Annotated in this window: 18 protein-coding genes; 16 read left to right on the forward strand and 2 right to left on the reverse strand. The window is 63.4% G+C overall.

All coding sequences use genetic code 11. The features are described 5' to 3' along the window. Positions 1–161 precede the first annotated feature (161 nt). The 8 genes from Q8L25_RS06100 to Q8L25_RS06135 are packed head-to-tail and all read left to right on the forward strand — an operon-like array spanning position 162 to position 8,513. Complete coding sequence (locus Q8L25_RS06100) at positions 162–539, forward strand: type II toxin-antitoxin system RelE/ParE family toxin (protein WP_308924018.1); 378 nt, start codon at positions 162–164, stop codon at positions 537–539. After that, positions 520–864, forward strand: a complete 345-nt coding sequence (locus tag Q8L25_RS06105; protein WP_308924019.1) for a helix-turn-helix transcriptional regulator — start codon at positions 520–522, stop codon at positions 862–864. Before Q8L25_RS06100 ends, Q8L25_RS06105 begins: the two co-directional genes overlap by 20 nt. Before the next feature lie 59 nt (positions 865–923). Further along, positions 924–1,988, forward strand: coding sequence for a dihydroorotase (gene pyrC, locus Q8L25_RS06110; protein WP_308924020.1), 1,065 nt, complete (start codon positions 924–926; stop codon positions 1,986–1,988). A 6-nt stretch (positions 1,989–1,994) separates the two neighbouring features. Next, positions 1,995–2,795 carry a DUF3025 domain-containing protein gene (locus Q8L25_RS06115; RefSeq protein WP_308924021.1) on the forward strand — a complete coding sequence of 267 codons (801 nt, stop codon included), beginning with the start codon at positions 1,995–1,997 and terminating at the stop codon, positions 2,793–2,795. Between the two features lie 32 nt (positions 2,796–2,827). Continuing rightward, the gene (locus tag Q8L25_RS06120) at positions 2,828–3,829 is read left to right on the forward strand and encodes a Gfo/Idh/MocA family oxidoreductase (protein WP_308925663.1); all 1,002 of its coding nucleotides are present in this window, start codon (positions 2,828–2,830) and stop codon (positions 3,827–3,829) included. Further along, on the forward strand, positions 3,826–5,034 hold the full coding sequence (locus Q8L25_RS06125; RefSeq protein WP_308924022.1) for an MFS transporter: 1,209 nt from the start codon (positions 3,826–3,828) through the stop codon (positions 5,032–5,034). Before Q8L25_RS06120 ends, Q8L25_RS06125 begins: the two co-directional genes overlap by 4 nt. Next, entirely contained in the window at positions 5,034–5,159 is a 126-nt protein-coding gene (locus tag Q8L25_RS06130) for a hypothetical protein (RefSeq protein ID WP_308924023.1), read from the forward strand. Before Q8L25_RS06125 ends, Q8L25_RS06130 begins: the two co-directional genes overlap by 1 nt. 9 nt (positions 5,160–5,168) lie before the next feature. Then, the gene (locus tag Q8L25_RS06135; protein ID WP_308924024.1) at positions 5,169–8,513 is read left to right on the forward strand and encodes a DEAD/DEAH box helicase; all 3,345 of its coding nucleotides are present in this window, start codon (positions 5,169–5,171) and stop codon (positions 8,511–8,513) included. On the opposite strand, the gene recG is transcribed toward Q8L25_RS06135, so the two are convergent. Further along, on the reverse strand, positions 8,510–10,621 hold the full coding sequence (gene recG, locus Q8L25_RS06140; protein WP_308924025.1) for an ATP-dependent DNA helicase RecG: 2,112 nt from the start codon (positions 10,619–10,621) through the stop codon (positions 8,510–8,512). The genes Q8L25_RS06135 and recG overlap by 4 nt on opposite strands. 176 nt (positions 10,622–10,797) lie before the next feature. Here recG and queA point away from each other — a divergent pair, with 176 nt between their 5' ends. The 8 genes from queA (at position 10,798) to Q8L25_RS06180 (ending at position 18,403) form a co-directional block, all read left to right on the forward strand. Further along, positions 10,798–11,853 (forward strand): tRNA preQ1(34) S-adenosylmethionine ribosyltransferase-isomerase QueA, encoded by a 1,056-nt coding sequence (gene queA, locus Q8L25_RS06145; RefSeq protein ID WP_308924026.1) that lies wholly within the window; start codon positions 10,798–10,800, stop codon positions 11,851–11,853. A gap of 1 nt (position 11,854) precedes the next feature. Next, positions 11,855–12,994, forward strand: a complete 1,140-nt coding sequence (gene tgt / locus Q8L25_RS06150; protein WP_065307109.1) for a tRNA guanosine(34) transglycosylase Tgt — start codon at positions 11,855–11,857, stop codon at positions 12,992–12,994. Positions 12,995–13,189: 195 nt separating this feature from the next. Beyond that, a complete protein-coding gene (yajC, locus tag Q8L25_RS06155; protein WP_308924027.1) occupies positions 13,190–13,522 on the forward strand; it encodes a preprotein translocase subunit YajC in 333 nt (110 codons plus the stop codon). Positions 13,523–13,615: 93 nt separating this feature from the next. Next, entirely contained in the window at positions 13,616–15,481 is a 1,866-nt protein-coding gene (secD, locus tag Q8L25_RS06160) for a protein translocase subunit SecD (protein WP_308924028.1), read from the forward strand. Positions 15,482–15,565: 84 nt separating this feature from the next. Continuing rightward, entirely contained in the window at positions 15,566–16,588 is a 1,023-nt protein-coding gene (secF, locus tag Q8L25_RS06165; RefSeq protein WP_308924029.1) for a protein translocase subunit SecF, read from the forward strand. A gap of 71 nt (positions 16,589–16,659) precedes the next feature. Then, complete coding sequence (locus Q8L25_RS06170; protein ID WP_308924030.1) at positions 16,660–17,358, forward strand: YafY family protein; 699 nt, start codon at positions 16,660–16,662, stop codon at positions 17,356–17,358. A 40-nt stretch (positions 17,359–17,398) separates the two neighbouring features. Beyond that, positions 17,399–18,049: a glutathione S-transferase family protein gene (locus tag Q8L25_RS06175; protein ID WP_308924031.1), complete on the forward strand. Its 651-nt coding sequence runs from the start codon at positions 17,399–17,401 to the stop codon at positions 18,047–18,049. Positions 18,050–18,238: 189 nt separating this feature from the next. After that, positions 18,239–18,403 (forward strand): hypothetical protein, encoded by a 165-nt coding sequence (locus tag Q8L25_RS06180; protein WP_308924032.1) that lies wholly within the window; start codon positions 18,239–18,241, stop codon positions 18,401–18,403. Here Q8L25_RS06180 and Q8L25_RS06185 read toward each other — a convergent pair. Then, positions 18,397–19,245, reverse strand: coding sequence for an HDOD domain-containing protein (locus tag Q8L25_RS06185; protein WP_308924033.1), 849 nt, complete (start codon positions 19,243–19,245; stop codon positions 18,397–18,399). The two genes, Q8L25_RS06180 and Q8L25_RS06185, sit on opposite strands and share 7 nt — an antisense overlap. Positions 19,246–19,289: the final 44 nt, after the last annotated feature.

The following is a 19,289-nucleotide window of genomic DNA, read 5'->3' on the forward strand; positions in this document are numbered from 1 at the left end:
CTCTGTTTTTTTCCAGCAAAAACGGCCGGCATCCACCGGCCGTTTTTGCGTTAACAGCATGCCTGCGCCTGCTTTGCCGCAAGGCGTGACGGGATAGTCGGCCTACGCTCGATCAGTGCCTCATATTTTTCTTCCCTTTTATACTTATAAAGGTATAATTCATGAAGATCACCCATAAACCCTTGTACTGGGTCGGCGCCACGAAGAAAGAATTGATGGCCTTGCCTGTCGAGATCATTTCGTTCTTTGGCCATGCGCTCGATCTGGCCCAGCGCGGCGACAAGCACGACAGCGCCAAGGTATTGCGTGGCTTTGGCTGCGCCGGCGTACTGGAAATCGTCGAGGACGATGCCGATGGCACCTACCGCGCGGTGTACACGGTGAAATTTGACGAGGCGGTGTTCGTGCTGCATTGCTTCCAGAAAAAGAGCAAGAGCGGCATTGCGACGCCGAAACAAGAAATGGACATCGTGCGCGCCCGCTTGCGCGCCACGCAACAACTGATCGAGGAGCTGCGCCGTGAAAAAACATATCGTTGATGGCATCGAATTCGAGCAATCGAGCGGCAACGTATTTGCCGACCTGGGCCTGCCCGACGCCGACAAACTGCAAATCAAATCCGGCCTGGTGGGCGAAATCAGCAATGCCATCCGCAAGCTCGAACTGACCCAGGAGCAAGCCGCACGCCGCATGGGCATCGTGCAGCCGAAAGTATCGGGCATGCTGCGCGGCGACTTTTCCGGCCTGTCCGAGCGCAAGCTGATGGATTGCCTGAACCGCCTGGGCTACGACATCGAAATCCATGTCAAGCCGACCGGCCATCCCGTCGGGCACCTGAAACTGGCCATCGCCCAGGCCGGGTAAGGCAGCCTTGCGGCTGGTAAAATGGCGCCATCCGCAATCACCGCCCGAGAGCTGCCGCCATGTCCACACCCGATCACACCCCGACCACCGTTCCCTCGTCGCTGACCATCACGCGTCCTGACGATTGGCACTTGCACCTGCGCGATGGCGCCGTCATGGCCAGCGTCTTGCCGCACAGCGCACGCCAGTTCGGCCGCGCCATCGTGATGCCGAACCTGAAACCGCCCGTCACCACCACCGCCGACGCCACCGCCTACCGCGAGCGCATCCTGGCCGCCGTGCCGGAAGGCGTGCAGTTCGATCCGCTGATGGTGCTGTACCTGACCAACAACACCTCGCCTGACGAAATCCGCCGCGCGCAGGACAGCGGCATCGTTCAGGCCGTGAAACTGTATCCGGCCGGCGCCACCACCAATTCCGATTTGGGCGTGAGCGACCTGAAAAACTGCTACAAGGTGCTCGAAGTGATGCAGGAAGTGGGCATGCCCTTCCTCGTGCACGGCGAAGTGACCGATCCCGAGATCGATATCTTCGACCGCGAAGCCGTCTTTATCGAACGCGTGATGCGCCCGCTGCGCAGCAGCTTTCCGGCCCTGTCGGTGGTGTTCGAGCACATCACCACCAAGGATGCGGCGCAGTACGTGGCCGAGGCCGAAGGTCCGATCGCCGCCACCATCACCGCCCACCATTTGCTGTACAACCGCAACGAGCTTTTCAAGGGCGGCATCCGTCCCCATTACTACTGCCTGCCGATCCTGAAACGCGAGGAACACCGCCTGGCATTGATGACGGCGGCCGCCAGCGGCGACGAGCGTTTCTTCCTCGGCACCGACTCGGCGCCGCATGCGCAGGGCGCCAAGGAAATGGCCTGTGGCTGTGCGGGCTGCTACACGGCCCTGCACGCGATGGAACTGTATGCCGAAGCGTTCGAACGGGCCGGCGCGCTCGACAAACTGGAAGCGTTCGCCAGCTTCCACGGCCCGGCCTTTTACGGTGTGCCGCGCAATACCGACACCATCACCCTGAAACGCGAAAGCTGGACCTTGCCTGCTTCGCTGCCGCTGGGCGACAGCCACGTGATTCCGCTCAATGCCGGCGAGCAGATCAACTGGAAGATGGTGTAAGCACCGATGCTGCCATCGATAGACTGGACCCGCCCCTGGTATGCCACGGTGCTGCCGGCGCGGGGGCGGCTGGATTTGCAGCGCCACACGGTGATCGAGGCGTTGAATCTGCAGGCGCGCGCGCTGGACTTGCGCAATCCGTCCGGCCTGCCGCTGGGTTTCGTGCCGCAAGCCGACCTGCCCGAGGGCGTGGCGTATGAGGAATTCATCGGCGCCACCGGCGGCGTGCCCACGCGCGACAACCTGCACGACTTTTTCAACGCGCTGGTGTGGCTGACCTTTCCGCTGATCAAGCGGCAATTGAATGCCTTGCAGGCGGCGCAGATCGCCCTGTCGGGCGTGGGTAAATCGCGCGGCCCGGCGCGCGATGGCGCGACGATTTTCGATGAAAATTCGGCGCTGCTGGTGCTGCGCGACAGCCAGGCCGGCCACGCACTGGAGGCGGCCTTGCGCGCGCATGACTGGCAGCGCGTGTTTGTCGAACAGCGCGGCCAGTTTGCTGCCAAAGGCGACGCCGACGTCTGGCTGTTCGGCCATGCGCTGATGGAAAAACTGGTGGCGCCCTACAAGGCCATCACGGCGCATACCCGCATCGTGTTTGCCGGCGACGTCTACTTTGCGCTGGACGATATGGCGCGGCGCGCCTGGCTCGATGCAAGGGTGGCGCAGGACCTGGCGCAGCAAGGCTTGAGCACGGCCGATTTCACGCCCTTGCCGGTGCTCGGCATTCCCGGCTGGTGGGCAGAGCAGGACGCGCAGTTTTACGGAGACACGACGGTTTTTCGCCCGAAGCGCAAAGCCGCATGATAATCAACGCGCAGCAGCGCGAAAGGACAGGCATGGAGCAGGTGATACGGTGGGGCATACTCGGTACCGGCAAGATCGCCCAGGCGATGGCGGCGGCCTTGCGCGACGTACCCGGCGCGCAACTGGTGGCGGTGGCCTCGCGCACGCCGGAGAGCGCCGAGCGTTTTGGCGCGCTATGCGATGCGCCGCGCCGCCATGCTTCCTACCAGGCGCTGGCCGATGACGCCGGCGTCGACGTGATCTATATCGCCACGCCGCACACCCTGCATGCGGAAAATGCGCTGATGTGCCTGGCCGCCGGCAAGCATGTGGTGTGCGAAAAGCCGTTCACCATGAACGTGCGCGAAGCCCAAGGCGTGATCGAACTGGCGCGCGAGAAAAAACTGTTTCTGATGGAAGCCATGTGGAGCCGCTTCCTGCCGGCGGTGCAGGAAGCGCGGCGCCTGATCGCCAGCGGCGCGATCGGCCAGGTACAGCAACTGCAGGCCGATATCGGCTTTGTCGCCAATTTCCCGCCCGAGCACCGCTTGCTGAATCCCGCGCTGGGCGGCGGCGCGCTGCTCGATATCGGCATCTATCCGCTGTCGATGGCGGCCTTTTTTCTGGGCCCCGTGACGCAGGTGCGGACCCTGGCCGAAATGGGGCCGACCGGCGTCGACGAGCAGGCCGTGTTCAGCCTGCTGCATGAAGGCGGCGGCAGTTCCTCCTGCGCCTGCAGCATGCGCGTCTTGAGCCCGACCGAACTGACGATCACCGGCACCCTGGGCCGCATCCGCCTGCCGGGCCGCTTCTACAAACCGAATCACCTGATCATCGAGCCGATGGACGGCGAGCGCCGCGTGGTCGATGCCCCGTTTATCGGCAACGGCTACACGCACGAGGCGATGGAAGCGATGCGCTGCATCCGCGCCGGCCTGCCGGAAAGCCCCTTGATGCCGCATGCGGAAACGCTGGCGCTGATGGACGTGCTCGACACCATGCGCGCGCAGGTCGGGCTGGTCTACGACGCCGACCACGCCACGGCGGCCGCATGAACACCGCATCGCGCCCCAGCCTGAAAACGATATTGATCGCCAGCGGCGTCGTGCTGACTCTGGCGATGGGTGTGCGCCACGGCCTGGGCTTCTGGATGCAACCGATCTCGCAAGCCAATGGCTGGACCCGCGAAACCTATTCCCTGGCAATGGCCCTGCAAAACCTGATGTGGGGCGTGTTCGGGCCGTTCGCCGGCATGGCGGCCGACCGCTTCGGCACCATGCGCGTGGTGATCGTCGGCGCCATCAGCTATATGGCCGGCCTGGTATGGATGGCGCTGGTGACCGACCCGACCCTGTTCATCGTCGGCTCGGGCGTGTTCATCGGCCTGGCGCTGGCGTGCACCGCGTTTGGCGCCATCAGCGGCATCATCGGGCGCAGCGCGCCGCCGGAACAGCGCTCGTGGGCCTTCGGCATCTCGTCGGCGGCCGGCTCCTTCGGCCAGTTCCTGATGATGCCGATCGAGCAGCAGCTCATTTCCGCCGTCGGCTGGCAGAACGCGTTTTATGTGCTGGCCGCGCTGGTGGTGGCGGCCATGATACCGATGGCGTTCTACCTGCGCGAGCCGCCCGTCACGCACAGCGGCGGCGCGCAGCAAAGCGTCGGCGCGGCCTTTGGCGAGGCGATCGGCAACCGTTCGTTCTGGCTGCTGCTGGCCGGTTATTTCGTCTGTGGCTTCCAGCTGGTCTTCATCGGCGTGCACTTGCCGGCTTACCTGAAGGACCAGGGCCTGATGAACCCGAATATTGCGGTGACGGCGCTGGCGCTGATCGGCCTGTTCAATATTTTCGGCTCCTACTATGCGGGCAAGCTGGGCGGAAAATTCGCCAAGCGCCATCTGTTGTCGGCGATCTATGTATCGCGCGCGGCCGTCATCGGCCTGTTCCTGCTGGCGCCATTGTCGGCGTGGACGGTGTACCTGTTTGCGGCCGGCATGGGCGTGCTGTGGCTGTCGACCGTGCCGCTGACGAACGGCATCATCGCCGGCATCTTCGGCGTCAAGCATCTGTCGATGCTGGCCGGCATGGTCTTCTTCTCGCATCAGGTGGGCAGCTTCCTCGGCGCCTGGCTCGGCGGTTTCCTGTACGAGCGCATGGGCAACTACAGCGCTGTGTGGATCATCACCATCGGCCTGGGCCTGCTGGCCGCCCTGATCAACCTGCCGATCGACGAACGCGCTGCACGGCGTGCGGTGGCGGCGTGATGAATCGCCGGCACCTCTGGCTGTGGCGCGTGGCGGGCGCGGTGGTGCTGGCCTTTGTGTTCATGGCGTATCTGCGGCCAGACTTCATGCTCGACCTGGCGAACCGCTTCTGGATGTGTTTGTAGAATACATGCATGACAAAGAAATCCCTTGACCACGGCATCATGGCGTTTGGCGCCGACGATATCGCCGGCTGTTTCGATAGCGGCACCCTGGGCCGTGGGCGCGGCTATGCGCAGCGCGGCATGGTGCTGTCTGTCACGGCCGGCGATGGGGTAATCAAGGGCAGGGTCAGCGGTAGCGGCGGGCAAAGCTACCGCCAAACGATACGGCTCAAGCCCGCCGCGCGCGGCGTGCGCGTCGATGGCGATTGCAGCTGTCCCATGGATCACAATTGCAAGCATGTGGTGGCCGTTTTGTTGCGTTACCTGGAACTGGCGCCGGCGCCGTCCACCCCTGCCGGCAAAGACGGCATGTCGCCGCAGCTGGGCGCATGGCTGCGCAAGATGGCGCAGGCCCTCGCGCCCCAGCCTGCCGCCAGGCGCGTTGGCGCCACCGCACAGCCCATGTACCGGCTGGTGTATGTGCTGATGCCCAAGCCGGGCGGCCAGCTGCATCTGTGCTTGTGCCGTGCCCGGCTGGGTGCGGGCGGCATGATCGCCTCGGCGGCGGTAGTGAACAATTTGTCCGATATACGCGACTATCCGCCGGCGTATGTCACGCCGGCGGACAGTTATGCGGCCCATCTGTTTTTCCTGCTTTGCGGCAATGACCAGCACAGTGCATCAGCTGAAATCAGTGGCGCCATCGGTGCCGAATTGCTGCAGCGTTTGCCTCAAGAACAGCGTCTGTTCCGCGCGGCCACGCACGACGACTTGAAAAACGGCAGGTTGACACCGCTGCTGGCGGCCGATACGCGCCAGGCGCGCCTGGCCTGGATCGGGCAGGAAGACGACAGCGTGACGCTGCGCTGGCAGACGGACGATGGCGCGCCGCTGGAACATGTGCTGGCGACACAGCCGGCGCTGTTCGTGCACGGCGCGGAAATCGGCCCGTTGACCTTGCCCGACAGCCTGGCCGGCATGGCGCCGCTTGAGCTCCAGGCGCTGGTGGCCAAGGCGCCGCGCGTGGCCGAAAAGCAGCGTGCGCTGCTGGTGCGCGAGCTGGCCGCGCAAGGGCTGGAGCAGCTCATCGCGCCGCCGCCGCCGCCGTTGCGCAATATCGTCCGGCGTGACATCGCGGCACGCCCTTTCCTGCTGCTCGGCAGTGTCGACAGCGATACCGCCGGCGCGCCGCCGCACGACTTCGCGCTGCTGGCGTTTGATTATGACGGCGTGCGCGCATCCACCGACACGGCGCAAAAGCTGCAGCGTCATGCTTCCAGCGGCAAGGAGACCATCAAGCGCGATGCCAGGGCGGAGCGGGCCGCCATGGCCACTCTGCGCAACAGCGGATTTGCCGCCGCCGCCGCGTCGCCGCTGCACGCGATGGCCGGCGTGCTGCAACTGCCCGGCCAGGCCGCCTGGATCGATTTCGCGGCGCATGGCGTGCCGGCCTTGCGCCAGCAGGGCTGGCTGATCGAATACGGCCCCGGCTACCGCTACGACCTGGCGGCGATCGATGAATGGTATGCCGACGTGGCCGAAGAGGGCGAGGGCGGCAATGCCTGGTTCGAGCTGGAGCTGGGCATCGTGGTGGGCGGCCAGCGCGTGCCCTTGCTGCCGGTGCTGCTGCAACTGATACGGGCGGTGCCCGACAGCTTCAATCCGCAGGCGCTGGCCTTGCACGACGATGCCGAACACCTGATGGCCAGCCTGCCTGGCGGCGCCAGGGTGGCGCTGCCGTGGAGCCGCGTCAAGCCGATTCTGCATGCCTTGGGCGAGCTGTATTTCAAGGACCACATCGGCGCCGGCATGCGCCTGCCGGTGCTGGACGCGGCGCGCCTGGCCGAACTGGAAGCGGGCGCGCAACTGCGCTGGACCGGCGGTGAACGGCTGCGCCAGCTGGGCGCCAGGCTGCGCGCCTTCGACGGCATCGCCCCGGTTGCCGCGCCGGCCGGCCTGCAGGCGGCGCTGCGTCCTTACCAGGCCGAAGGCGTGGCGTGGATGCAGTTCCTGCGCGAGTACGACTTCGCCGGCATCCTGGCCGACGACATGGGGCTGGGCAAAACCATCCAGACCTTGTGCCACATCCTGCTGGAAAAGGAAGCGGGACGATTGATCGCGCCGGCGCTGGTGGTGGCGCCGACCAGCTTGATGGGCAACTGGCAGGCCGAAGCCAGGCGCTTTGCGCCCGGCTTGCGGGTGCTGCTGCTGCACGGCGCACAGCGCGTCCAGCACTTCGAGACGATGGGGCAATACGATCTGGTGCTGACCACTTATGCGCTACTGCCGCGCGACGAGGAAACGCTGCGCGGCCAGCGCTTCCACTTGCTGATCCTCGACGAATCGCAATACATCAAGAACAGCCGCTCCAAGGCGGCGCAAACGGCCGGCCTGCTGCAGGCCTCGCACCGCCTGTGCCTGACCGGCACGCCGCTGCAGAATCACCTGGGCGAACTGTGGTCGCAGTTTCACTTCCTGATGCCGGGGTTGCTGGGCGACGAAAAAAGCTTCAATGGTGAATTTCGCAAACCAATAGAAAAGCTGGGCGACAGTGCGCGCAACGCCTTTTTGATCCGCCGCATCAAGCCTTTCCTGCTACGCCGTACCAAGGACAAGGTGGCGGCCGAATTGCCGCCCAAGACAGAGATGGTGCGCGAAGTCGAACTGGCCGGCGCCCAGCGCGACCTGTACGAAACGGTGCGCCTGGCGATGGATGCGAAGGTGCGCGCGGCGATCGCCGCCAAGGGCCTGGCGCGCAGCCAGATCGTGATCCTGGAAGCCTTGCTCAAGCTGCGTCAGGTATGCTGCGATCCGCGCCTGGTGGCCGGCGCGGGCAAGAAAGGCGCGGCGCCGTCGGCCAAGCTGGCCGAATTGATGGAGATGCTCGAAGCGTTGCTGGCCGAAGGGCGCAAGGTGCTGGTGTTTTCGCAATTTACCAGCATGCTGGCGCTGATCGAAGCGCCGTTACGCGAGCGCGGCATCGCCTATGCTTTGCTGACCGGCGACACGCGTGACCGCGGCGCGCAGGTCGACGCATTCCAGCAGGGCGCCGTGCCGGTCTTCCTGATCAGCCTGAAAGCGGGCGGCGTGGGGCTGAACCTGACGGCCGCCGATACCGTCATCCATTACGACCCCTGGTGGAATCCGGCGGCCGAAAACCAGGCCAGCGACCGCGCCTGGCGCATCGGCCAGGACAAGCCGGTGTTCGTCTACAAGCTGATCGCCAGAGGGACGCTGGAAGAAAAAATCCAGGACATGCAGCGCCGCAAGGCCGAGCTGGCCGATGCGGTGCTGGCCGACGGCCAGTCGCAAACGCTGGCCGTCACGCACGACGATCTGCAGGCGATTTTCGCACCCTTGTCCGCTGCTGCCTAGACTTTCAAAAACTCTTCCTTGTTGCCCAGCCAGCGCGCCAGGTGGGCTTCCACCGTGGCGGCGCTGGCGGGCGAAGTGGCGTGCAGCAGGTCGTGCGCCACGTCGCGCGCCTGGTCGACCAGCCATTGATCGGTTTCCAGGTCGGCGAAGCGCAGCATGGCCTGGCCGGACTGGCGCGCGCCGAGAAATTCGCCGGGGCCGCGGATTTCCAGGTCGCGGCGGGCGATTTCAAAGCCGTCGGTGGTTTCGCGCATGGTCATCAAACGCTGGCGCGCCACGCCGCCCAGCGGGCCCTGGTACAGCAGCAGGCAGACGCTGGCCGCCGAGCCGCGCCCGACGCGCCCGCGCAGCTGGTGCAGTTGCGACAAACCAAAACGCTCGGCGTGCTCGATCACCATCAGCGAGGCGTTGGGCACGTCGACGCCCACCTCGATCACGGTGGTGGCCACCAGCACCTGCAGCTGGCCGGCGATAAAGGCGTCCATCACCTCCTGTTTTTCGGCCGGCTTCAGGCGGCCGTGCACCAGGCCCACCTGCAGCGCGGGCAGCGCTTCGGCCAGCATCATGTAGGTGTCGGTGGCCGTTTGCAGCTGCAGCGCTTCCGACTCCTCGATCAGCGGGCAAACCCAGTACACCTGCCGGCCTTCCAGCGCGGCCGCATACACGCGCGCGATCACCTCGTCGCGCCGGTTCTGGTCGATGGCGCGCGTGACGATCGGGCTGCGCCCGGGCGGCAGCTCGTCGATCACCGACACTTCCAGGTCGGCGTAATAGGTCATGGCCAGCGTGCGCGGAATCGGCGTGGCCGACATCATCAGCTGGTGCGGCACGGCCGCGCTATCGCCCTTGTTGCGCAGGGTCAGTCGCTGGCCCACGCCGAAGCGGTGCTGCTCGTCGACGATCACCAGGCCCAGTTTCGAGAACTGGACGTTGTCCTGGATCAGCGCGTGCGTGCCGATCACCAGCTGCGCCTCGCCCGATTCGATCAGCGCCAGCGCCGCCGTCTTTTCCTTCTTTTTCAGGCTGCCGGTCAGCCAGGCCACCTTCACGCCCAGCGGCTCCATCCAGGCGGCGATCTTGCGGAAGTGCTGTTCGGCCAGGATCTCGGTCGGCGCCATCAAGGCCGCCTGGTAGCCGCTGTCGATCGCCTGCGTGGCGGACAAGGCCGCCACCACCGTCTTGCCGCTGCCGACGTCGCCCTGCAGCAAACGCTGCATCGGATACGGCTGGCGCAGGTCGGCGCGGATTTCATCGAGCACGCGCGCCTGCGCGCCCGTCAGACTGAACGGCAGCGCAGCCTGGAAGGCATGCGACAGGCTGCCGATAAAGGGCAGGGCGGCGGCGCCCTTCGAGCGGCGCGCGCGCTGGGCGCGTTTCAGCGACAGCTGCTGGGCCAGCAGTTCATCGAACTTCATGCGCACCCAGGCCGGGTGCGAGCGGTCCATCAGCGCGCTCTCGTCGATCTGCTGCGGCGGGTAGTGCAGCAGGCGCACCGCCGCCTGGAACGGCGACAGCTGCATCTGGCGCAGCAGGGATTCCGGCAAGGTATCGGTCCAGTCGATGCGTTTCATCGCTTCGGCAATCTCGCGCCGCAGCACATGCTGCGACAGGCCTTCGCCGGACGGATACACGGGCGTCAGGGCGGTCGGCAGCGGCGCGCCCTCGTTCACCACTTTATACACGGGGTGGACCATCTCGGCGCCGAAGAAGCCGTGCTTGAGTTCGGCGCGCGCGCGCACCCGCGTGCCTTCGGCCAGCTGTTTCACCTGGCTGCCGTAAAAGTTCATGAAGCGCAGCAGCAAATCACCCGTTTCATCGGCGATGGTGACCAGCAACTGCTTGCGCGGCTTGAAACTGACTTCGCACTTGGTGACCACGCCTTCCACCTGCCACGACTCGCCGCCGCGCAGGCAGGCGTCGCGTATCGTATACACCTTGGTTTCATCTTCGTAGCGCATCGGCAGGTGCAGCACCAGATCCATATCGGTACGCAAGCCCAGCCGGGCCAGTTTCGTTTCCGTGCTGACCACTTTTTTGACGGCTTTTGGCTTCGGTGCTGGCTTGGCTGCGGGCGGCAGATCTGGCGTTGCGGACTTGAAATCAGGCATATAAGAGATTTTGTTGCCGCTAGCGTAAAATAGAGGGTTGTCCGGCACACCCTGTGCGTACCGCGCAGAGAATCTTGCGGCGGATTATTGTAATGCCTGTATAGGCGCACAGTATAGTGCCACACGCCGCATTGCGCACTCCTAATCATTGTTGACGTATTTTTCAAGCAAAACGCATGTATTCGCTTTCCGATTTCGATTTCAATTTGCCGCAAGAAAATATTGCGCAAACTCCTTTGGCCGAGCGCAGCGCCTCGCGCCTGTTGCACCTGGACGGCGACGCCGTGGTGGACCGCAGCTTTGCCGATATCCTCAATCTGCTGCAAGCCGGCGACCTGCTGGTGATGAACGACACGCGCGTGCTGAAAGCGCGTTTCTTCGGCGTCAAGGAAAGCGGCGGCAAGATCGAGGCCCTGGTCGAGCGCGTGCTCGATGAGCGCACCGTGCTGGCCCAGGTGCGCGCCTCGAAGTCGCCGCCACCGGGCTGCCGCATCCGTCTGGCCGACGCCTTTGACGTGACGGTCGGCCAGCGCGCCGGCGAATTCTTCACCTTGCACTTCGAAGCCGACGTGTTCGAGCTGATCGAGGCGCATGGCCGCCTGCCGCTGCCGCCGTATATCGAGCACGACGCCGACGAGTTCGACGAAACGCGCTACCAGACCGTGTTCAACAAGGTGCCGGGCGCCGTCGCCGCGCCGACGGCCGGCCTGCATTTCGACCAGGCCCTGCTCGACCAGCTGAAAGCCAAGGGCGTCAATTTCGCCTATGTGACGCTGCATGTGGGCGCCGGCACCTTCCAGCCGGTGCGCACCGAAGTGTTATCTGAACACAAGATGCATACCGAGTGGTACACCATGCCGCAGGACACCGTGGACGCCGTGCGCGCCACGCAGCAGGCTGGCCGCGACGTGGTCGCCGTTGGCACCACCAGCCTGCGTGCGCTGGAGTCGGCCTCGCAAAGCGGCCAGTTGCAAGCGGGCAGCGCCGACACGGCCCTGTTCATCACGCCCGGCTATGCATTCAAGACCGTCACGCGCCTGATCACCAATTTCCATTTGCCGAAATCGACCCTGCTGATGCTGGTGTCGGCCTTTGCCGGCTATGAGCCGATCCGCCATGCCTATGCGCATGCGATCGCCCAACACTATCGTTTCTTCAGCTATGGCGACGCGATGCTGCTGACCACGCAATCGCGCGCGCCCCTGAACATCACCCCTTCCGTGAAAGACTGACATGCTGGAATTTACCCTCCTCAAGACCGATACAAGCGGCTTGACCAAGGCCCGCCGCGGCACCTTGAAACTGAACCATGGCGTCGTGCAGACGCCGATCTTCATGCCAGTGGGCACTTACGGTTCCGTCAAAGCCATGTCGCCGCTGGAACTGAACGAAATCGATGCACAGATTATCCTCGGCAACACGTTTCACTTGTGGCTGCGTCCGGGCAATACCGTCATGGAAAAATTTGGCGGCCTGCACGGCTTCATGGGCTGGAACAAGCCGATCTTGACGGACTCGGGCGGTTTCCAGGTGTTTTCCCTGGGCGCCATGCGCAAGATCACGGAAGAGGGCGTGCATTTCAATTCGCCCATCAACGGCGATAAACTGTTCCTGTCGCCGGAAGTGTCGATGCAGGTACAGCGCGTATTGAATTCCGACATCGTGATGCAGTTCGACGAATGCACGCCGTATGAAATCCAGGGCCGTCCGGCCACCTTGGAAGAAGCGGCCAAGTCGATGCGCATGTCGCTGCGCTGGGCCCAGCGCTCGAAAGATGAATTCCACCGCGGCGAAAATCCGAACGCGCTGTTCGGCATCGTCCAGGGCGGCATGTTCGAGATGCTGCGCGACGAGTCGCTGGCCAAGCTGGAAGAGATCGATTTCCCCGGCATCGCCATCGGCGGCCTGTCGGTCGGCGAGCCGAAGGAAGACATGATGCGCATGCTGGCCCACGTCGGCCCGCGCCTGCCGGCCAACAAGCCCCATTACCTGATGGGTGTCGGCACGCCGGAAGACCTGGTGGCCGGTGTCTCGAACGGCATCGACATGTTCGATTGCGTGATGCCGACGCGTAATGCAAGGAATGGCTGGCTGTTCACGCGGTTTGGCGACATCAAGATCAAGAACGCCAAGTACAAGGAAGACCAGGCGCCGCTGGACGAAACCTGCGGCTGCTACGCCTGCCGCAATTTTTCGCGCGCTTACCTGCACCATCTGCACCGCTCGAAGGAAATCCTCGGCGCGCGCCTGAACACCATCCACAACCTGCATTACTACCTGGATCTGATGCGCCAGATGCGCGAGGCGCTCGATGAAGACCGTTTCCATGCATTTACCTTGCAGTTCCATGCGGAACGGGCACGCGGAACTTAAGAAATCCTTAGAGCAAGGACAACATCGGCGTGGCCGTATGTTTTCTGTCTTGCCGCTTGGTGGGGGCGGGAAAGCATTGCATAATGCCTTTTTAGCCCCATTTGAAGCTGCCATGCCGCCATTCAGGCAAGGTGGACGACAGCCGATGCTAGAATACAGCGCTATTTTTCCAAACTGATTAGAACTGGAGTCACCGTGTTTTTCATTTCCAACGCTTACGCGCAAGCCCCTACCGATGCCCTGGGCCTCGGCGGCAACCTGACCAGCTTCTTGCCGCTGGTATTGATGTTCGTGGTCATGTATTTCCTGATGATCCGCCCACAGCAAAAACGCGCCAAAGAACAACGGGCGATGATGGACGCGCTGGCCAAGGGTGACGAAGTCGTTACCGCCGGCGGCATGCTGGGCCGTGTCGTCAAGGTCGTGGACGCCTACGTCACCATCGAAGTGGCCACCGCGACCGAGATCACGGTACAGAAGAGCTCCATCACCACCTTGCTGCCTAAAGGCACCCTGAAGGCGCTGTAATTACCGCTGTAGTTATGTGACATGGGCGGCTACCCGCCGCCCGATGTGCTGCCTGCGACGCCTCCGACGCTCAACACTGAACGCTGAATCAATATGAATCGCTACCCTGTCTGGAAATACATTCTCATCGCCGTCGCCTTATTGCTGGGCATACTGTATACGGTACCCAATTATTTCGGTGAATCGCCGGCGTTGCAAGTAACCAGCGGCAAGTCCACCGTCAAGGTGAGCAGCGAGCTGATGACGCAAGTCGAGCAGGTATTGACGAAAGAAAACGTCAAGTCGGAGGCCATCACCTATGACGGCGTCGGCAACCTCGCCTCCGTGCGCGTGCGTTTCGCCGATCCCGATACCCAGTTCAAGGCCAAGCTGGTGCTGGAAAAGGACCTGAATACCGATCCGGCCGACCCGACCTATGTGGTGACGGTCAACCTGCAGGCCAATACCCCGCACTGGATGCAAAAGCTGCATGCGCTGCCGATGTACCTGGGCCTCGATTTGCGCGGTGGCGTGCATTTCCTGATGCAGGTCGACGCGAAAGCCGTGCTGACCAAGAAAGTGCAGGGCATCCAGTCCGCCTCGCGCAGCATCTTGCGTGACAAGAATATCCGCCATGCCGGCATCGACCGCGTGGGCGACAGCATTGAAATCAATTTCCGCGACGCCGACACCCGCCTGAAGGCCAAAAATACCCTGTCCGACCAGATGAGCGACCTGGCGTTTGCCGATACCGGCAGCGGCAGCGACCTGAAACTGATCGTGACCCTGAAACCGGCCGCGCTGAAAGCCACCGTCGATGAAGGCGTGAAACAGAATATCTCGACCCTGTCCAAGCGCGTCAACGAGCTGGGCGTTTCCGAGCCGCTGATCCAGCAGCAAGGCCCTGACCGCATCGTGGTGCAAATGCCGGGCGTGCAGGACGTGGCCCGCGCGAAAGCCATTATCGGCCGTACCGCCACCCTCGAAGTGCGCCTGGTCGACGAGACCATCGTGCCCGGCACCGAGCTGTCGAGCGCGATCCCGTTCAATTCCGAACTGTTCACCGTCGGCAAGGGCGTACCTGTCGTGCTGTCGAAAGACGTGATCCTGACGGGCGACTATATCTCCAGCGCCACCGCCAGCTTCGACCAGAACCAGCAGGCAGCCGTATCGATCGACCTGAACGGCGATGGCGGCCGCAAGATGCGCGAAGCGACCCGCGAGCGCGTGGGCAAGCGCATGGCCATCGTGCTGTTTGAAAAAGGCAAGCCGGAAGTATTGTCGGTCGCCACCATCCAGCAGGAACTCGGTTCGCGCTTCCAGATCACCGGCATGGGCGGCGCCGAAAACGCCAACGAACTGTCGCTGCTGCTGCGTTCGGGCGCCCTGTCGGCACCGATGACCGTCATCGAAGAACGCACCATCGGCCCGCAACTGGGTGCGGAAAATATCGCCAAGGGTTTCCATTCGACCATGTACGGTTTCCTGGCGATCGCCATCTTCATGATCATCTACTACATGATGTTCGGCGCTTTCAGCGTGCTGGCCCTGGCCTGCAACCTGTTGCTGCTGATCGCCCTGCTGTCGATGATCCAGATTACCCTGACCTTGCCTGGTATTGCCGCGATTGCGCTGGCGCTGGGCATGGCGATTGACGCCAACGTGCTGATCAATGAACGTATCCGGGAAGAACTGCGCGCCGGCAGCACGCCGCAGGCGGCGATCTCCGCCGGTTTCGACCGCGCCTGGGCCACCATCCTGGACTCGAACGTCACCACCCTGATCGTCGGCGTGGCCCTGATGGCCTTCGGCAGCGGTCCGGTGCGCGGCTTTGCCATCGTGCACTGCCTGGGCATCCTGACCTCGATGTTCTCGGCCGTGTTCGTCTCGCGCGGCGTGGTCAATCTCTGGTATGGCCGCAAGAAAAAGCTGACCTCGCTGTCGATCGGCACGGTCTGGGTCCCTGGCATCAGCAAATAAGCGGCCCGGACTTGCAATAGCGTCATAGCGAAAGCGTCCGGTGGCCCAGCCGCCGGACGCACAGAATAGAACTCAGAGGATTTCATGGAATTTTTCCGGATCAAAAAAGATATTCCCTTCATGCGCCACGCGTTGATTTTCAACGTGGTTTCGGCACTGACATTTGTCGCCGCCGTCTTCTTCCTGTTCCACAAGGGCTTGCACCTGTCGGTCGAGTTCAAGGGCGGCACGGTGATGGAGGTCAAGTACCCGAAAGCGGCCAACCTGGAAGGCATCCGCGGCACGCTGATCAAGATGGGCTATGAAGAGCCTGGCGTGACCAGCTTCGACACGGCGCGCGACGTCATGATCCGCCTGCCGGTGGAAAAAGGCGTGTCCGCCGCGAATACCTCGCTTCGCGTGTTTGAAACGCTGTGCAAGGTCGAGCAGGGCAGCACCAAGGCGATCGATACCGTCACCGAAAAAGGCGAGCACGTGTTGAAGAGCGCTTGCGTGGATGCGGCCGGCAATGAAGCGCTGGTGATGCAAAAGGTGGAATTCGTCGGCCCGCAAGTGGGCGAGGAACTGGCGCAGAACGGCCTGAACGCCCTGGTGATGGTGATCATCGGCGTGATGATCTACCTGGCCATCCGTTTCGAATGGAAATACGCGGTCTCGGCGATTTTCGCCAACCTGCACGACGTGGTGATCATTTTGGGCTTCTTCGCCTACTTCCAGTGGGAATTCTCGCTGACGGTGCTGGCGGCGATCCTGGCCGTGCTCGGCTACTCCGTCAACGAATCGGTGGTGATCTTTGACCGTATCCGCGAAAACTTTCGCAAGCAGCGCAAGGCATCCGTGCATGAAGTGATCGACAATGCGATCACCAGCACCATTTCGCGTACCATCATCACCCACGGCTGTACCCAGATGATGGTGCTGTCGATGCTGTTCTTCGGCGGCCAGACCCTGCATTACTTCGCCATCGCGCTGACCATCGGTATCTGCTTCGGTATTTACTCGTCGGTGTTCGTGGCGGCGGCGATCGCCATGTGGCTGGGCGTCAAGCGCGAAGACCTGATCAAGCCGGTCAAGGAAAAAGACGAAACCGACGGCGCCGTGGTGTAAGCCAGCGTCAGTATTTGAATTATCGGAACGGTCACCGCAGGTGGCCGTTTTTTTTTATAGGTGAGGGCATCATGAGCCGCAGCGGCCGCTTGTTTTTGTTGATGGACGCCATGCGCGCCAAGCGGGTGCCGGTGACGGCGGCGCAGCTGGCGCAGCAGCTGGGTGTCTCCGAACGCACCATCTACCGCGATATCCAGACCCTGGCCGAGCTGGGCGCGCCCCTGCAGGGCGAGGCCGGCGTCGGCTATCTGTTGCGCCGCGGCGCCTTTTTGCCGCCCCTGATGTTCGATGCCGATGAACTCGAAGCGCTGGTGCTGGGCGCGCGCTGGGTGCGGCGCCAGGGCGATGCGGCGCTGGCCCAGGCGGCCAGCAAGGCGCTGGCAAAAATCGCCACGGCCTCGCCGCGCGATTTACGCGACAGCATGGCCGACACCAGCTTGTGGGTGCCGCTGGGCAAGGCCGCCGACGATGGCGCGCCGGCCGACCGTTTCGTGCAGCCGGTGCGCGAGGCGATCCGCCATGAATGCAAGCTGACCCTGGGCTACCAGGACGAGCACGGCAATGCCACCGCGCGCACCGTCTGGCCGTTTGCGCTGGCGTATTTCGAAGGCAAGCGCTTGCTGGCCGCCTGGTGCGAACTGCGCGGCGATTACCGCCATTTTCGCATCGACCGCATCGCCAGCGTCGACAGTGGCGAACGCTATGCCAAACGCCGCCATGAACTGCTGACAGTATGGCGCAAGATGTACGATATCGAGCCGGAAACGTAAGCGCTTCTCCTGACAAAAACTGTCAGTGCCGGCTCGTACCATGGTGGCTTCTTCACTGACCGGAGCCATCATCATGCGCCTGTATCACAACCCCATGTCGTCCAACGCCCGCCGCACCCTGATGACGGCGATCCACCTCGAGCTGCCGGTGGAGCTGGCCGAAGTCGACCTGATGAACATGGACGACCGCCGCCGCCTGGCCGAGCTCAACCCCAACGTCAAGGTGCCGGTGCTGGCCGATGGCACCTTCTTGCTGTGGGAATCGTGCGCCATCATGCAATACCTGGCCGGCAAGGCACCGGGCCAGACCGTGTATCCCGAAGAAGCCCAGGCGCGCGCCGACGTCGACCGCTGGATGTTCTGGTGTTCGCAGCATTTCGCGCCGGCCATAGGCGTGCTGACCTGGGAACGGGCATGGAAGGGCATGACGGGCTGCGGCGATGCCGATCCTCTGGAGGTGGCGCGCGGCGAGCGCGAACTGGCCGAATGCGCGTTCGTGCTCGACAACCACCTGGCTGGCCGCAGCTGGGTCTGCGGCGACAGCCTGAGCCTGGCCGATTTCGCCCTGGCCGCACCGATGATGTACAGCGAAAAGGTCGCGTTGCCGCTGGCGCAGTATGAACATCTGCAAGCCTGGTTTGCCCGCGTGCAACAGCTGCGGGCCTGGCAGGAGACCAATCCCCTGTGGTAACACGATAGTGTGGCCTTACGTTAGCCAGCGCACGGAGCGCGCCTGCAGGCGGACATAAGATGGAACTGTCTCTTTCAGGACATCCCTAGCTTTGGACTTTACCCGCTTTCGAGCGGGTTTTTTTTGGTCACTTGAAAAGTTGCCAAGTGCCTGCATCTGGGCAACATACGCTGATCGACAAGGACCGCCATGTTCATGCCACGCCACCCCAAGCCGCTGCTCAGTACCCGCGCGATTGCCACCATGGTGGTGCAGCAGCGGCAGCGCACGCCCGCGGTGGACAAGCATGTACTGATTGTCGAAACCGCCCGGCCGGTACCGGCGCCCGTGGCGCCGGTCAAGAAAGATCAGTGAACCAGCACGTGCAGCAGCGACTGCACTTCCTCGTCGGCGTCGGCCAGGATGCTCGACAAGGTCGCGTCGTCGCCGATCAGGCAGTCGATGCTGCGCGCGGCGCGGGCGTTGCGCACGGCAATCGCCGCCGGGCTTTCGTTCAACGGTGACGAGACGGGGGACAGGTCGTTGGCCAGCAGCAGGGTGTCGCCCAGCGATTCAGGGGGAATCGCGCGCATGCCTTCCCACAGCGACGCGATGGCGTTCATCACCGCCTCCGGTACCTTCAGCTTGGACAGCACGCCGTGGCCGATCGCCTGCTCGCCATGTTCGACCCATTCCTGCGGTTCGCCATCGAGCAGGCCAGGGAACTCGGCCGCGCGCGACAGCAGATAAAAGCCGCCCACTTCATGCATGATGCCGGAAAACAGCGCCGTATCGGCATCGACCTTGGTCACGCGGCGCGCGATCACCTGCGACAGCGCCGCCACATGGGCCGTATGCTCCCATAGCTGCGCGGCCTTGGCCTGCAGCACCGGGTCGGTGATCGTGCTGCCCAGCTGGCGCACGATCAGCGCGGCCACCACCGATTGCAAGGTGCGCACGCCCAGGCGCTGCACCGCATTGCGCACGCTTGTGATTTCGATGCCGGAACGGTTGAAGGCGGCCGAATTGGCGATCGCCACCGTGCGCGCGGCCAGCAGCGGGTCGGCCTGCACCAGCTTGGCGGCCGCTTCGATATGGCAATCGGGATCGGCCAGCGCCTGCTGCAGCTTGAGCGAAGCGTCCACATTGGCGGGGAAAGTCAGCTCGCCACGGCCAGCAAGTGCGGCGATACTTTTAAAGGCGTCGAGTCTGTTCATCGAAAAAATTATACTCGCAATATTTCTTTGCGGAACTTTTTCAA

It is taken from the genome of Janthinobacterium sp. J1-1 (assembly GCF_030944405.1).
Classification (GTDB): Bacteria; Pseudomonadota; Gammaproteobacteria; order Burkholderiales; family Burkholderiaceae_D; genus Janthinobacterium.